The sequence below is a fragment of the Prevotella sp. C0026C3 genome, assembly GCF_056590795.1.
Window position 1 is genome coordinate 56,435 of record NZ_JBWPWW010000007.1, and the last position, 16,614, is coordinate 73,048.

14 protein-coding genes and 1 tRNA gene are annotated in these 16,614 nt (G+C 44.6%); 8 read left to right on the forward strand and 7 right to left on the reverse strand.

Annotated elements, in window-relative coordinates:
- Positions 1-19 precede the first annotated feature (19 nt).
- The gene (locus tag AC1EK4_RS06110; RefSeq protein WP_036898174.1) at positions 20-1,735 is read right to left on the reverse strand and encodes a Na/Pi cotransporter family protein; all 1,716 of its coding nucleotides are present in this window, start codon (positions 1,733-1,735) and stop codon (positions 20-22) included.
- An 87-nt stretch (positions 1,736-1,822) separates the two neighbouring features.
- Between AC1EK4_RS06110 and AC1EK4_RS06115 the strand changes: the two genes are divergently transcribed.
- The 6 genes from AC1EK4_RS06115 to secDF all read left to right on the forward strand — a co-directional run bounded on the left by AC1EK4_RS06115 (position 1,823) and on the right by secDF (position 10,773).
- On the forward strand, positions 1,823-3,484 hold the full coding sequence (locus tag AC1EK4_RS06115; RefSeq protein ID WP_036898171.1) for a nucleoside kinase: 1,662 nt from the start codon (positions 1,823-1,825) through the stop codon (positions 3,482-3,484).
- A 404-nt stretch (positions 3,485-3,888) separates the two neighbouring features.
- Positions 3,889-4,317 carry a type II 3-dehydroquinate dehydratase gene (aroQ, locus tag AC1EK4_RS06120; RefSeq protein WP_036898167.1) on the forward strand — a complete coding sequence of 143 codons (429 nt, stop codon included), beginning with the start codon at positions 3,889-3,891 and terminating at the stop codon, positions 4,315-4,317.
- A gap of 2 nt (positions 4,318-4,319) precedes the next feature.
- Complete coding sequence (locus AC1EK4_RS06125; protein ID WP_156431100.1) at positions 4,320-4,949, forward strand: O-methyltransferase; 630 nt, start codon at positions 4,320-4,322, stop codon at positions 4,947-4,949.
- Positions 4,950-5,265: 316 nt separating this feature from the next.
- On the forward strand, positions 5,266-6,279 hold the full coding sequence (locus tag AC1EK4_RS06130) for a metallophosphoesterase family protein (protein WP_480357422.1): 1,014 nt from the start codon (positions 5,266-5,268) through the stop codon (positions 6,277-6,279).
- Positions 6,252-7,205: a hypothetical protein gene (locus tag AC1EK4_RS06135; protein WP_156431101.1), complete on the forward strand. Its 954-nt coding sequence runs from the start codon at positions 6,252-6,254 to the stop codon at positions 7,203-7,205. Before AC1EK4_RS06130 ends, AC1EK4_RS06135 begins: the two co-directional genes overlap by 28 nt.
- A 604-nt stretch (positions 7,206-7,809) precedes the next feature.
- On the forward strand, positions 7,810-10,773 hold the full coding sequence (secDF, locus tag AC1EK4_RS06140) for a protein translocase subunit SecDF (RefSeq protein WP_480357423.1): 2,964 nt from the start codon (positions 7,810-7,812) through the stop codon (positions 10,771-10,773).
- 73 nt (positions 10,774-10,846) lie between these two features.
- Here the strand turns inward: secDF and AC1EK4_RS06145 are convergent.
- Both AC1EK4_RS06145 and AC1EK4_RS06150 read right to left on the reverse strand, forming a co-directional pair.
- A tRNA-Arg gene (locus AC1EK4_RS06145) sits at positions 10,847-10,918 on the reverse strand.
- 175 nt (positions 10,919-11,093) lie between these two features.
- Entirely contained in the window at positions 11,094-11,639 is a 546-nt protein-coding gene (locus AC1EK4_RS06150; RefSeq protein ID WP_036897780.1) for an NAD(P)H-dependent oxidoreductase, read from the reverse strand.
- 207 nt (positions 11,640-11,846) lie between these two features.
- On the opposite strand from AC1EK4_RS06150, the gene AC1EK4_RS06155 reads away from it, so the two are divergent.
- Complete coding sequence (locus AC1EK4_RS06155; protein WP_036897778.1) at positions 11,847-12,842, forward strand: NAD-dependent epimerase/dehydratase family protein; 996 nt, start codon at positions 11,847-11,849, stop codon at positions 12,840-12,842.
- Complete coding sequence (locus tag AC1EK4_RS06160; RefSeq protein ID WP_198025883.1) at positions 12,843-13,829, forward strand: phosphatase PAP2 family protein; 987 nt, start codon at positions 12,843-12,845, stop codon at positions 13,827-13,829.
- A 17-nt stretch (positions 13,830-13,846) separates the two neighbouring features.
- Here AC1EK4_RS06160 and murI read toward each other — a convergent pair whose 3' ends face one another.
- From murI to AC1EK4_RS06180, 4 genes are all read right to left on the reverse strand, one after another.
- A complete protein-coding gene (murI, locus tag AC1EK4_RS06165) occupies positions 13,847-14,698 on the reverse strand; it encodes a glutamate racemase (protein WP_062435202.1) in 852 nt (283 codons plus the stop codon).
- A gap of 177 nt (positions 14,699-14,875) precedes the next feature.
- The gene (locus AC1EK4_RS06170; RefSeq protein WP_036897772.1) at positions 14,876-15,382 is read right to left on the reverse strand and encodes an OmpH/Skp family outer membrane protein; all 507 of its coding nucleotides are present in this window, start codon (positions 15,380-15,382) and stop codon (positions 14,876-14,878) included.
- A 93-nt stretch (positions 15,383-15,475) separates the two neighbouring features.
- Positions 15,476-15,976 (reverse strand): OmpH/Skp family outer membrane protein, encoded by a 501-nt coding sequence (locus AC1EK4_RS06175; RefSeq protein WP_480357426.1) that lies wholly within the window; start codon positions 15,974-15,976, stop codon positions 15,476-15,478.
- Positions 15,977-16,098: 122 nt separating this feature from the next.
- A complete protein-coding gene (locus AC1EK4_RS06180; RefSeq protein ID WP_480357427.1) occupies positions 16,099-16,608 on the reverse strand; it encodes an OmpH/Skp family outer membrane protein in 510 nt (169 codons plus the stop codon).
- Positions 16,609-16,614 lie beyond the last annotated feature (6 nt).

The window sequence follows — 16,614 nt, forward strand, 5'->3', positions numbered from 1 at the left end:
TTGCTCAACCTCTTTTTTATTAGATTACATGTTGGCGTACTCCCAAACGAGCCTCAACCACATTCACCACGTAATCGCCTAATTTCTCACACTCCTGTATCAAGTCCATGTACATTGTTCCTACACTATAAGTGTATAGATGATTGTTAATGTCATTGATATTCTGCGTGCGTAGCTGGTTACGGAAGTTGTTTATTTCATTCTCAATATTGAAAGAATGATTGGCATCCAGCTCCTCTCTACATCCCACAAAGAGTGTATTCATCTGCGTAAGTGCATCATTCGTGAGTTGCATCATCTGGTGGATATGCTCATATTGCTGCTCCGTGAAGTCTTCCTTGCTCTGCTGCAAACGACTAATGGTACGAGCCATGTTGAAACAGCTATCACCGATACTCTCAATCTCTGATATTTCGCGCAACATAGCACGTATCTTCACCTTCGTATCATCACTCAAATGGGCACGCCCCACCTCGTCCAAATACTTCGCTATCTCTATTTCCATATTATCAGAGATACCTTCGTATTTTTCAATCCTGCTATACAACTTCACAAACTTGGCATCATCGGTCTCCTTCAACAATTCCGGAACCATACTGAACATACGCTGGATACGCTCAGCAAACGACTCGATTTCTTTCTGAGCTTCCAACACCGAGAGTTCAGGTGTACGCATAATACCAGTTTGAATAAAACGTAGACGGAAGTCATCTTCGGTATCTACATTGCCCGGCTTGATAAGCCAGCAAACCAATTTCTCTATTTGCGGGATGAACCAAATCAATATTCCTGTGTTCAACACATTGAAGGAAGTATGGAAAGCCGCCAATACAATAGGCAGACGAAGAGTCAGTTCCTGCGTAGAAAGGCTATGTCCGTCCGGATCATAATCTACAAATCCGCACACCATACGCACAAACGGATAGAACAAACAGAGCACCCAAACCACTCCTATAACGTTGAATACCAAATGGGCCAATGCTGTTCGCCGTGCTTGTGTATTTGCTCCGAGAGCCGCAAGATTAGCCGTTGCCGTGGTACCGATATTCTCTCCCATCACAAGGGCGATACCTAGATAGATAGGCAGCACACCGCTGGAACACAACATGATAGTGATTGCCATCACAGCGGCTGATGATTGCACCACGCAAGTGATAACCGTACCTATCAATAGGAAAGTAAAGATGGTGATATAACTATTGGTATCGAATGTTTCAAAGAAATGGATGACAGCAGGGTTGTGCTCTAAATCAAGGTCTTTTCCTGCCCCGCTGAGTAGCACAAGACTGAAAAATAAGAATGAGATACCGAAGAGGAAATCGCCTGCATAACGGAATCGGCGTGTATAAATGAGAACAATACCAACAAGGAAAGCCGGGAAGACAAATTCTGTGAGGTCAACTGAATAGCCAAACGACATAATCCAAGCGGTAAGCGTAGTACCAATGTTGGCTCCCATAATCACCGATATAGCTTGAGCCAAAGTCAACAGGCCGGCATTAACAAACGAAACAGTCATAACTGTGGTCGCCGAAGACGATTGCACTGCACAAGTGATAAATGTACCGGTAAGCATTCCGGTGAATCGGTTGGTCGTCATGGCACCTAAAATGTGGCGTAATTGCGAACCGGCCATCTTCTGTAAGGCCTCACTCATCACCTTCATACCATAAATCAACAATGCTAATGAACCAACAATCTTAAAGAAAATCAACACATAATCACTTGTTCCCATATTTTTATTTTTTTGTCATACTGTCTATTTGGAACTTATACTGCTTTTTGTTACCTTTACGCTCATCAATCTATAATGACTTTACGAATGAAACAAACATTACAAATACGTTGCAAAAATAATAAAAAAACTCTAAAGGTCGCAATCGGAAGCACACTTTCTGACGTTTTTAATGAATTAAATTTGCATCTACCTTACGGCCCCATCAACGCCAAAGTGAACAATAAGGTGGAGGGAATGAACTTCCGACTCTTTCACAACAAGGACATCGAATATCTGGACATGCACAGCAATTCGGCCTCGCGATGCTACACACGAAGCCTTTTCATGGTATGTTGTAAAGCCATCCACGATCTCTATTCGGGTGCCGAGGTAGTGATAGACATTCCTGTTTCCAAAGGTTATTACGTGAATTTGCAAATAGGACGAGACATCACGACAGACGACGTAGACCGTATTCGCACACGCATGCAACAGATTATCGACACCCATATACCCTTCCGCCGCTTCGAAGTACCTACCGAAGAGGCCATCGAAATGTTCCGAATCAAGGGCGACGAGGCCAAAGTAAAACTACTCAAGAGTGCGGGGCGTCTCTATACCACATATTATCAGCTCGACGATTTCGTGGATTATTTCTACGGTTCACTACTCACTAACACGGCCGGCCTCTATCTTTTCGGCCTCGAACTCTTCAATCAAGGGCTTCTGTTGCGCATACCTTCGCAAGACAATCCGGCAGTATTATCCGAGATGACCGACCAAGATAAGATGTTCGAGATATTCCGTGAGCACCACCAATGGCAAGACATTATGGGCATTCGCACCGTAGGCGACATCAACGAAGCCGTAAAAGAAGGTAAGACAACGGAACTCATCAACGTCTCGGAAGCCTTACAAGAAAAGAAGATTGCACAAATAGCCGAAGAGATTGCAAACCGTAAAGGGGTGAAACTCGTGCTACTCGCCGGGCCATCGTCATCGGGTAAGACCACCACCTGCAAGCGATTGTCCATCCAACTCATGACCAATGGTATCAAACCGTTGCAAATTTCGCTCGACGACTACTTTATCGACCGCGAGCAAACACCCAAAGACGCCAATGGAGAATACGACTATGAAAGTATCTATGCCCTCAACTTACCACTCATCAACCACCAATTCAACGCCCTATTCTATGGAGAAGAGGTAGAATTACCAACGTATAACTTCCAGACAGGACGCAGTGAGATGAAGGGAAAGAAGCTACGCATGAATGAGAATAATGTACTCATAGTGGAAGGCATTCACGCCCTCAACCCCGAACTGACGGCTCAAATACCTGAAGAACAGAAGTTCCGCGTCTACGCGTCGGCCTTGACCACTATCTTACTCGACGACCATAACTACATCCCCACGACCGATAACCGACTCTTACGACGCATTGTACGCGACTTCAAATACCGCGGTGTCACCGCACAGGAGACCATCCACCGATGGCCATCGGTCAGAGCGGGCGAGAATAAATGGATATTCCCGTATCAAGAGAACGCCGATGCCATGTTCAACACAGCCATGCTTTTCGAGCTGGCTGTGCTCAAGACACAGGCCGAACCATTACTTGAGCAAGTACCAGAAGACTGCGAGGAGTACAGCGAAGCCTATCGTCTAAAGAAATTCCTGCGCTATTTCCAACCTATTAGCAACCGAGACATCCCGCCCACCAGCCTTCTTCGCGAGTTCCTTGGGGGTAGTTCTTTTAAATATTAAGCCCATCTCACCTCTCTTCAACGAGTATATATTGCGAGAATAGCAGCTCCTCCCATAGAAAATAGAGGAAAAAGAATCCTCTAATATGGTTCCCAAAAACTCCTTTAGTTGCTTTACGAAAATATAAGTGGAGAAATAAATATAAAGGTAAGAAATCGTTTCCAAACATCGAAGCGACTTCTTACCTTATATTGTTTTATCGCATGACTATCCATGATACCAACTAAAGTGCAACTAGCCGATGGCTAAGATGTAGAAAACGTTATATAAATAGAGGCTAGAAAACTTGTCTTTAGATAGCAAAGCATAGCTAACATTACTTAAAACCACGGGATAATTCTCTTTTATTATTGCTTGAATCCCACCACAATTTACTATCTTTGCCCATATATCATAGCAAAGAGATGAAGAAAATATTGATCATGAATGGTCCCAACCTGAATCTGTTGGGCGTCCGCGAGCCCGGTATCTATGGCAACAATTCGTTTGATAGCTATCTACCAAGTTTACAGAATAGATTCCCGGAGGCGGAAATATCCTATTACCAAAGTAATATTGAAGGTGAGCTCATCAACAAGATGCAGGAAGTAGGATTCAGTTACGATGGTATCGTGCTGAATGCTGGTGCCTATACGCACACTTCCGTGGCTTTGCTCGACTGCATCCGCTCACTCAAATGCCCGGTGATAGAAGTGCATATCAGTAATGTACATAGCCGAGAGGAGTTCCGCCATCATTCTATGATTTCTTCTGGGTGTCTAGGAGTAATAGCCGGGTTCGGCTTGCGATCATACGAATTTGCCGTCATGGCACTTGTAGAAGAAAAGAAGTGAGCATGATTTCTTTAGACGACTACGTAGTAGAACATAGCGAAAAAGAACACGAATACCTCTATCGGTTGTACCGTGCCACCAATATATATACCATACACGGTCGCATGGCAAGCGGTCGGGTACAGGGACAATTACTAAAAATGCTCGTACAAATGCTTCGTCCGCGTAACATTCTGGAAGTAGGAACATTCAGCGGATACTCAGCCATTGCCATGGCGATGGGCTTGGAAGAGGGTGGAAAGGTATGGACGTTCGAGATCAACGATGAGATGGAAGACTTCACACGGCCTTGGATAGAACAAAGTCCAGTATCCAATCGCATCGAATTTATCATTGGCGATGCCAACATAGAGGCTCCCAAGCTGGGTATTGAGTTCGACATGGCGTTTGTGGATGGCGATAAACGCACGTATATAGAGACCTACGAGATGGTGATGAAGCTACTCAAGCCGGGTGGTTACATCTTGGCCGACAATACATTGTGGGATGGTCATGTGGTAGACTCGGCCTACGACCACGACCATCAGACCATCGGCATTCGCTCGTTCAACGACCATGTGGCTGCCGATGAGCGAGTAGAGAAAGTCATCTTAACTCTACGCGACGGGCTGACACTCATTCGTAAGAAATAACCGTCAAGGTTTTTATGCGGCAACAAAGTTTTTCTTTGTTGCCGCTTTTTGTAAAGTATAGGCAGCAATAGACACTACCATAGCTAGAACGTCATTGCACCACAATACCTCTTCATCTGTTTTAGTTGATAGTTTATCTTGTTTTTGGCTGTCATTAACGAAAAACAGGCTATAAAATCAATGTTTTTGGATTGCTATTTGTGAATTATGGCCGTTTCATATAATTTTGTGGACGAAAGACACTGGGCACTTCATAGAGTCCACGGTGTTAGATAATAATCATATCCATGAGTGATTTAAATTCCTTAATAGAAAAATGATGAAAAGAAAGTTTACTTTGATGTTCGCATTGTTGTTGGGTTTCTACACCATGAGCAATGCTCTGACTTTGAAATTCAATAGCAATGGCGAGTTTAAAATCGTACAGTTCACCGACGTACACTACCAAATCAACAATCCACATGCGGCAATTGCGCTGAAATGTATCGACGAAGTGCTGACCAAAGAGCATCCCGACCTGATTGTATTGACCGGTGACGTGATCTATTCATCGCCAGCCGACAAGACATTACGGGTGGTCTTGGACAAGATTTCTTCGTATAATATTCCTTTTGTCTATCTCTTCGGCAACCACGACCTGCAATTTGGTATGACCAACGAAGAACTTTACGACATCGCACGCAGTGTGAAAAACAACATCATGCCCGACCGCAAAGGTGGCCTATCACCCGATTACACGCTGCGAATCAAGTCGCATAAGGGTAATCGTGATGCTGCCGTACTTTATTGTATGGACTCCCATAGCATGGCACAAGACTCTACCATTGGCGGATATGCGTGGTTTACGCACGACCAAATAGACTGGTATCGCATGCAGAATGCACAGTTTACAGCCCTCAATGGTGGTAAACCGATGCCTGCATTGGCTTTCTTCCACATCCCATTGATTGAATATAGAATGGCGGCAACCATCGAAGATGCCACTCTCTATGGCACACGTATGGAGCCGGCATGCCCTCCGACCATCAATACCGGCATGTTCTCAGCCATGCGTTTGGGTGGCGATGTAATGGGAATCTTCTGTGGTCACGACCACGACAACGATTATTCTGTGATGTATAAGAACATTTTGCTGGCCTACGGTCGCTTCTCCGGGGGCAACACAGAGTACAATCATCTGAGCAATGGTGCCCGTATCATCGTACTTAAAGAGGGAAAACGCAGTTTCGACACTTATATCCGCCTGCGTAAGGGCGACGTCATCGACCGTACCACTTACCCTGACAGCTACGTCAAAGACGATTGGCAGAAACGACCGGTAGAACAGTAAACAATGTCGAGATGCTCAATAAGCCAGTTACACTCATCATATTACTGTTATCGGTTTGCCTTCCCATGCTCGCTCAAAATAGGTTGGAGCCGTGCGATAGGGGGCATTACAGAATTTGGCAGAATATATTTGACCGATATTACAACGAAGGTGCTTGGTATCAGTATATCGTAAAACCGTCGTTTACCCCGCCTTACGCTTTGTATCTTCGTTATCCTATGGAGGGAAGAGCGTCCTACATTTTGGAAGCGAAAGATAAAGAACAAACTTATAAGATGCAGTGCGACACGACCGTTTATCTCCGATTGGCCGCGCTTATGGAGTATGCCGTGCATACGGCCCAATACCCTCTATCGGGCCGATTGGGGCTTGACGGTGTACAATATTTCTTTTTTGAGTGTGAAAAGGGTACGACGATTTGGACGCCTCAAGCGCATAGTATAGCAGCGCTTCTAACTACTCTCATGGATAACGTTTGGCATGCTGTGAAACAACAAAATTCTTCTGCCATTCACCAACAGAGGGAACAAATAGATTCACTTACCTATTATTTTAAATCATTGATACCCGATGAGGAACAAATATGCGCTTCTGAAAATTCGCTTGGAGGTGTGAATTTGCATAATAGGAATAACAACATCTATCTCGTATTTCCTCAAACCAAGGAGTCGCCTGATGCCATTAAGAATAAATATGGGAAGTTGTTCCTTACTGTAAGCCGATGGTTGTTTCTCCATACATCTGTTATTGATTTAAACGGACATATCGACATGACGGTCAAAGCAGACGATATGTTTACAGATGATACTTTCAAGCACTTACCTTGGAGGTATTATCTAACGGTCAAAGAGAGCGACCTAACCGAGGAAAGGCTCATTGCGGTGCTTAGAAAACGCTTTGCTTCTCAGCTATATCTGCCGAAATAAGGTGTGTTCATGGTGCATTCCTTCGACGTTCTATCATAAGATTTTGTTTCAAAGCCTTTGGTACTGATGGTTCATCATAGCCTTTTTCCCCTTTTGGGAAGAACAGATTGGGACTTAAGCAGCCTCTCCCCATCCCTCTCCAAAAGGAGAGGGAGTAAAGAATAGACCTTTTCCGTCCCACAACTAAAGGACTTATCAACTCGAAGCCATCTCCCTTCCCTTTTGGGGAGGGGCGGGGTGGGGCTGTAAAGGACTGAGGTGGGGCTGTTGCAGCGCCTCCGCAACATCGCTGCCTAGCCTATTCAGAAACGCTGAAGAGTTGAGGCAACAATGCTGAAAGAGCTTTGCAATTTTCTAATAGACAAATGGACGAGTAAACAAGCTTATGAATTTAGGAGTGAGAAGTGAGGAATTAAGAGTTGAGAGGTAGCCAAATGAGCAGTAAGAAACCCACTTTATAGTCGCTTTTTTGCACATTTAACGGCTATAAATTTTCCGAAATGCTAAAAAAACCTTATCTTTGCAGCCTATATACACCTAATATATAGTAGGTGTAGGATAGTTAATATTGTCGAAAAACAATAATCAATAATAACACAATAAAATGCAAAACAAAGGAATTGTAATTTGTACAGCCGTCCTCTTGACGCTTGCAAGCATTTTCTACTTGTCGTTCTCTGTGGCTACACACCACTATGACACAGAGGCAGCCAAGTTGAAAGACCCTATTGCGCAGCAAGACTACAAGGACTCGGTGAAGTATCTGGGTATCTACTCTTATCAGAAATGTCTGGAGACTCAAATCGGTCTAGGTCTTGACCTCAAGGGCGGTATGAACGTCATCTTGGAGATTTCTGTACCCGATGTAGTGGAAATGCTCGCCGACCACAAGACAGACGCAGGTTTCACCAAGTCTATCAAAGAGGCTCGCGTAGAGGAAGAGCACAGTCAGAGTGACTTCATCTCTCTCTTCATCAAGGCTTATAAGAAGAACGCACCGGGGCATCGCCTCGCAGAAATTTTCGCTACTCAGCAGTTACAGGGCAAAGTAAACCCACAAAGCAGCGACTCAGAAGTAGAGAAAGTACTACGTGCCGAAGTAAAGAGCGCCATCGACAACTCTTTCAACGTAGTTCGTACACGTATCGACAAGTTCGGTGTCGTACAGCCTAACATTCAGAAACTGGAAGGCCAAGACGGTCGTATCATGGTAGAAATGCCGGGTATCCGCGAACCGGAGCGTATGCGTAAGCTGCTGCAGGGAAGTGCCAACCTCGAATTCTGGGAGACTTACAATTCCGAGGAAATCATTCCTTACCTCAGCCAATTGGATACTCGCTTGGCAAACGGTGGTGCCGACACCACACAAGTAAAGGCAGATACAGCACAAGTTGCTGCCAAAACAGCAGAGCAGCCTAAGTTTAAGCTTAACAATAAGGCAGACAAAACTATAAAAGAAAATACAGAAGCACAGATGGAGGCAGCCAAGAAGCAGCATCCATTGCTCGCTATGCTTCAGACATCGGGTCAGAATTCGCTAAGCCTTGTGGCTTTTGCCAGTGTTCGCGATACCGCTGCCATCAATAAGATTATCTATAGTGCACTTGCAAAACAGGTGTTGCCTTCTGACTTGAAACTCCTTTGGAGTGCTAAGCCTAGCGACTTGGTAAAGGGCAAAAACATCTATGAGCTGCACGCATTGAAGGTTACATCGGCTAGTGGACGCGCTCCGCTGGAAGGCGATGTAGTGACCGACGCCAAAGACCAGTTCAACAACCTCACCGGTTCACCTGAGGTTAGCATGAGCATGAACTCAGAAGGTGCACGTCGTTGGGCTGCATTGACCAAAGCCAACGTTGGTAAAGCTATCGCTATTGTATTGGATGGCGTGGTTTACTCTGCTCCTCGTGTAAACGGAGAGATTGATGGTGGCCAGTCTTCTATCTCAGGTAACTTCACCATTGAGGATACCAAGGACTTGGCCAACACCTTGAAGTCGGGTCGTATGCCAGCTCCTGCACGCATCGTACAGGAAGAAGTGGTAGGTCCTACACTGGGTGCACAGTCTATCGAACAGGGCGTTGTATCATTTGCTATCGCTTTCGTGCTGTTGATGGTGTACATGGTTATGATGTACAACCTCATTCCCGGTATGATGGCTAACATCGCTTTGATTGTCAACCTATTCTTTACACTCGGTATTCTGACCTCGTTCCAAGCCGCACTTACCATGTCAGGTATTGCCGGTATGGTGCTATCGCTCGGTACGGCCGTCGATGCCAACGTGCTTATCTATGAACGTATCAAAGAAGAGTTGCGTGCCGGACTCGGTATGAAACAAGCTCTGAAAGCCGGTTACGACAATGCTTTCTCGGCTATCTTCGACTCTAACTTGACTTCTATCATCACTGGTGTCATCCTCTACGTATTCGGTACAGGTCCTATCCGTGGTTTCGCTACCACTTTGATTATCGGTATCGTCTGCTCATTCTTTACAGCTGTGTTCCTCACACGTCTCGTTTATGAATATCAGTTGAACAAGGATCGTTGGACAAAGTTGAAGTTCCATACTCCATTGTCAGAGAACTTGATGCAGAATGTGCACTTCCCATTCATGGGAGTTTACAAGACCAGCTTTGGCATCGTCGTTATTATGACAATTGTATTCATCGCCAGCTTCTTCGTTCGTGGTATTGGTAAGAGCATCGACTTCACCGGTGGACGTAACTACGTAGTACAATTTGAGAACCCTGTTCAGCCTGAAGAAGTGCGTGGTGTATTGGCTAAAACCTTCCCTGGTTGTACAACAAGTGCTTTGGCACTGGGTACCGACAACCGCACCATCCGTATGTCGACCAACTACAAGATTGAGAGCAACAGCCCAACAGTAGACGACGAGGCAGAAACCATGCTTTACAACGCATTGAAAGCCGACGGACTGGTAAGTCAGAAGAGCGTTTCCGACTTCAAGAATCCGGACATCCGCCAAGGAGGTTCTATCATCAGCAGTACCAAGGTAGGTCCTTCTGTAGCTAAAGATATTACATACGGTGCCATCATCAGTGTGCTCTTCGCCCTGATTGCCATCTTCGTATATATCTTAATTCGTTTCCGCAATGTGGCATTCTCTGTAGGTTCAACTATAGCTTTGGCATTCGATGCCTTGGTAGTCATCGGTTTGTTCTCGCTATTACAGGGCGTGGTACCATTCTCTCTTGAAATAGACCAAACCTTCATCGGCGCTATCTTGACCGTTATCGGTTACTCTATCAACGATAAGGTGGTGGTATTCGACCGTATACGTGAGAATTTGAAGTTGCATCCAAAGCAGGATTATCAGACAGTATTCAACGATAGTATCAACCAAACATTGGCTCGTACCATCAACACCTCGTCTACAACATTGCTCGTATTGTTGTGTATCCTATTCCTCGGTGGAGAGAGTATCCAGCCATTCGCATTTGCTATGGCACTTGGTGTAGTATTCGGTACACTGTCGTCTATCTTCATCGCATCTCCTATTGCTTACTTGACAATGGGTAAGAAGATTGAAGAGAAGGTAGCATAGAACAATACCTCTTATATAATAAAAGCCGCGGCTCAAGGATTTTTCCTAGAGTCGCGGCTTTTAACTTGAATTGTGATTCCACCGAGAATCGAACTCGGATCAAAGGTTTAGGAAACCTCCGTTCTATCCATTAAACTATGGAACCAACAAAAGCATACAACAAGGCAACAGAACATCGGCCTATGTTGTATGCAAAGGTAATAATTAAACGCGAGTTCTACGAATGATAACTACCTATAAATTTACAAAATAGCAAATTCCTCTTGCCAAACTAGTATTTTCAGGCGTTTATCATTGCGAACAAGCAAAACTCAATAGGCTTATTTTACCAGCGCAGCCACACGCTCAGCTTGCGCAACAGCCTTGGTCTTTACGCCCGCCAACACCTCTTCGGGCATCACACCCGGCATATAAAGCATCCCGGCTTCAGTGACACAGCCAACAAACTCCATACCGCAGAAATCTATACTACGAATGATAGGAGCCATTAAATCTTCTATCGTACGACCTTTGTCGCTATAGTTCTCGATGCCCGCACCCGCAGTTACAGATACGATGACCTTCTTACCATGGAGTTTATCACCTGTAGAACCATAAGCAAAGCCATAGAGCAATACATCATCCATCCACTGCTTAAAGATACCGGGAGTAGCAAACCAATAGAGAGGAAACTGCCAAATAATGGTATCTGCCTTCACTAACTTAGCTTGCTCGGCAGCTACATCAATCTTGCGATTGGGATATAGTGCCCCAAGATCACTTACTTCCATAGTAGGAATCAACTCTTTCAACTTACTGATAACCGTCGCATTGGCATTCGATATATTTAAATCTGGATGTCCGCTTACTAATAATACATTACTCATAAAAATACTTTCAATTAATTTGTCTATAAATACGGTCGTGAAGATACGATATATTCTGCTTATCGACAATTTTTATAGGAACAAATAAGACGATGTAAGAAAAACAAAAAGGCAAGACACCGGCTAATGAGAAGTAAATGTTGTGAGAATTCTCGTATTTCAGAAAATATCACTATTTTTGTATCGAATAGTTATTAGTATCTTTAAATGAACGTTCTCATTACCGGTGCCAGTGGATTCATCGGAAGTTTTATCGTAGAAGAAGCCTTGAACAAAGGGTTTGAAGTGTGGGCAGCTGTGCGAAAGAGCAGTTCTCGACAGTATCTCACCGACCCACGTATCCACTTCATCGAACTCAATCTGAATGACAAGCAGGAGTTGAAAGAACAACTCCGCGACCATACTTTCGACTATGTGGTACATGCCGCAGGCGTGACCAAATGTCGGAACAAGAACGATTTCTTCCGCGTCAATACCGAAGGAACAAAAAATTTAGTCAATGCTTTGCTCGAATTACAGATGCCGATACGCCGCTTTGTCTACCTAAGCAGCCTCAGCGTGTATGGAGCTATACGCGAACAAAAGCCCTATGCAGAGATTTGCGAAGAAGATACGCCCCGCCCGAATACGGCTTATGGGCAGAGCAAACTGCAAGCAGAACAATTCCTCGACAGCATAGGCAACGACTTCCCTTATATCATTCTGCGCCCCACAGGAGTCTATGGGCCACGTGAGCACGACTACTTCCTCATGGCAAAGAGTATTAAGAACCATGTAGACTTTGCTGTAGGATTCACACGACAAGACATTACATTCGTATATGTACAGGATGTGGTACAGGCTGTATTCCTTGCTTTCGACCATGGCATGAACGGGAGAAAATACTTCTTGAGTGATGGTAATGTCTATCAATCGAGCGCATTCAGCAACTACATACACGAAGCATTGGGGCGCCCTTGGTGGATACGCCTCACAGCCCCGATAGCACTACTCCGCATCATCACATGGATAGGCGAATACGTAGGTAGAACCGGCAAACAACCTTCGGCACTCAACAACGATAAATATCATATATTGAAACAACGCAACTGGCGTTGTAACATAGAGCCAACAATGGATGAACTGGGATACCACGCACTTTACGACTTGAAGAAAGGTGTAGACCTCACGATTCAATGGTATCGAGAAAACAGTTGGCTATAAATGAAAACAATGAAATTTCTGAAAGACTTGGTTACCATCGAGAAGAAACCGCATCGCGGACTCATGGTATTGGAATGGGCAGTGCTGGGCTATATGCTACTAACACTGCTCGTTATACTCTTTACATACACAAAGATGGAGAGTCCCCATGCGATGATATGGGGACGTGTACGCATTGGAGCCATCACCATAGCACTATGGGCTGTCTATAGACTGGTGCCTTGCCGGCTGACACGCTTTATAAGAGTGGGAGCTCAACTCGGCCTACTGGCGTGGTGGTATCCCGACACTTACGAACTCAATCGTATCTTTCCCAACCTCGACCACTTATTTGCTCGCTGGGAACAGATGATGTTTGGTTGTCAACCAGCCTTGCTCTTTGCTGCCAAATTCCCTTCGCATATCGTAAGCGAACTCATGGATATGGGGTATGCTTCCTATTATCCTATGATAGTATTGACCATACTTTACTTCTTCGTATGCCGCTATCAGGAGTTTGAACGAGCTGCAACCGTTGTATTGGTTTCGTTCTTTGCTTATTACGTAATTTATGTATTCCTACCCGTAACCGGGCCAACATTCTATTACAAAGCGATAGGAATGGAATACGTGGTAAAAGGAATCTTTCCACAAGTACACGACTATTTCAATACGCATACGGATTGCCTGCCTAGTCCGGGATACACACACGGCATATTCTATCAATTGGTAGAAGACGCCAAAGCTGCTGGAGAACGCCCTACGGCAGCTTTCCCTAGCAGCCATGTAGGTATATCGACCATCTGCATGCTGCTTGTGCTGTATGCACGAAATTATAAATTACTAGTATTGATGTTGCCTTTCTATCTATTACTATGTATGGCAACGGTCTATATCCAAGCCCATTATGCCATTGACGCAATAGCCGGTTTCGTGACGGCCATCCTATTTTTCTTTGGGACAATGGCATTAACAAAAAACATGGACAGTGGTCGAAAAAGACGATAACCACTGTCCATGCTCCATTAGAAAAACTTACGATCGTCGAGATCAATATGTGTTACCTGTACGTCTTCGTGCAGGAAAATACGTGCCGACTCTTTAAATTTATCGGCATTCTCCGTCGTGTAGTAGTAACAACTGCCACCTTGGGTACACTTCTTCTCAATAGCCGGATGCTCACCTAGATAAGTTTGCAGACTATCGGCTACGTACTCGCCTTGTGGCAAGACCCTCACACCGGAGGGAACATACTTCACTATCTTCGGCATTAGGATGGGATAATGGGTGCATCCTAAGATAATGGTATCAATATTTGCATCCTTCCGCATCAACTCATCCACACGCTTCTTGACGAAATAATCGGCTCCGGGACTATCAGCTTCATTATATTCGACCAAAGGAACCCAAAAAGGACAAGCCACACCCGACACTTTGATATCAGGCCAAAGCTTACCTATCTCCATGTCATAGCTTCTACTCTTGACCGTTCCTTCGGTCGCCAGCAAACCTACATGGCGAGATTGTGTGATATTACCAATAATCTCGGCTGTAGGACGAATTACTCCCAGCACACGCCGACCAGAATCCCACATCGGAATATCGCGACGCTGAATGGAGCGTAGAGCTTTGGCCGAAGCGGTATTACAGCCCAATATCACGAGATGGCAGCCCATTGAGAACAATTTTAAGACTGCTTGACGTGTAAATTTATACACTATATCGAAAGAGCGTGTACCGTATGGCGCACGTGCATTATCACCTAAATAGACATAATCGTACTGCGGTAGCAACTGACGAATACCATGTAAGATGGTCAATCCGCCATAACCGGAATCGAATACGCCTATAGGGCCGGGATTTTGGGGAAGATTCATAAATGCAATTAATTTACCTCTCTCCCACCCCCTCTCCCAAGGAGAGGGGAGATGAGGTAAGGAGTTAGGGGGAGTGAAGCAGTGATGGAGTGAAGCTAAAAGCCTATTGACCATCATTTATAAAACTCTATCTTTATTCCCCTCGCCTTGGGAGAGGGGTTAGGGGTGAGGTTTCCATTACTTCACTGCATCCAGTAACAAGGTATTGATGTCTTCTCCCATCATGCTATTGATGTAGGGAACAGCATCGTTATCGGTGTTCAAGACGAACATATAACCGCGCTCCATACCAATACGACGAACCGTTGTCCTCAACTTCTCGCGTACCGGTCCATAAGCATCGGCCTCAGCCTGCTTCAAAAGACGTTCGGCATTGGCTTTAAAGGCAACATTCTTCTCCATCATCTCTTGCAATTCTGCCTGACGCTTTTGCAAAATAGTTGGTTCAAACTCACGTTGTCCTTCGAGGAATTCCTCATATTTCTTATTAAACTCATCCTCCACTCGCTTGGTTTCAGCCGCATATTTACCGCGCAAGCTTTCCATATTGCGCTGTGCAATGGTATATTCCGGCATCGATTTGAGCACCGTGTCGAAACTGAAATAGCCAAACTTCTGCATATCTTGAGCCGAAGCCGATAGCATAACGAAGCATAGCACTAAAAAAAGGAAATATTTTTTCATAAGTCGTTAAGATTAGTTGTGGATATTAAGAAAGAACAAAATGGGGGCAAGGAATCTCCCCTGCCCCCACCTATATGATATAAACAACTTGTATTACTTAGTCTTAGAGAGCTGAGCCTTTACCTCTGAAGTAACATCCTTGCTCAATGTATCGCTGATATAAGGGATACCTGTGCTCACATCCATGATGTAAACATAGCCACCGGTCTTACCAACTGCTTTGATAGCGTTGACAAGTTTGGTTGTGATAGGAGTCATTTTCTCTTGCTGAGCTTTCTGAAGAGCCTGTTGATTGTCCTGATAAGTCTGCTGTATCTTCTGATACATAGTCTGTAATTCGGTCTCTGTCTCCTGTTGTTTGGTAGCATTCATCGTACTCTTATTCTTGTCATAGTCCTGAGACTTGCGAGTCAACTCGTCCTGCATAGCCTTCAAGTCGTTCTCGTACTGCTTTGCAGTAGCTTCCATCTCACCACGAGCCTTGATAAACTCAGGCATGCTAGCCATTACTTCCTGAGCATTCAGGTGGCCAAACTTCTGTGCAAACATTGACAATGGTGCAAAAAGCATCAACATCAAAATAATCTTCTTCATCGTTTCTAAAGTTTATTTAATTATTAATTCTATTTCTATCATGGGAGTTAAGGAGTAAATTGGAGTGATAGAGTTAAGCAAAATGCCCATAATTCATCACTTCTCACTCCAAACTCTTCACTCTATTCATATCCCAGTTTTTGTAGTATCTCGGTAGAAATGTCAATACGTGGACTACCAAAGATGATGGATGTATCGCTAGCACGATCCAAGACAAGACTGTAACCACGCAATTCTGAGATCTCCTTCACAGCTGCATAGATTTCATCTTGGATAGGTGTCATCAAACTTTCACGCTTCTTAAAGAGTTCACCTTCCGGTCCGAAATATTTCTTCTTGAGGTCAGCAGCTGCTTTCTCTTTCTGCATGATCTGATCTTGCTTGGCTTTCTTCTGCTCCTTAGAGAGGAAGACCACCTCGTTCTGATAATTCTTATACATCGTGCTGGCTTCCGTATTCAGGGCTTCTACTTCTGCCTGCCACTTCTTGCTCACTTGATTGAGTTGCTCATTAGCACGCTCATAGGCCGGAATATGCTTCAACACATATTCCATATCCATCAACGCAAACTTCTGCGCATTTGCCGTAAGCCCCACTAGAGCCATCAGGCATATCATCAACAATTTCTTCATTTCATT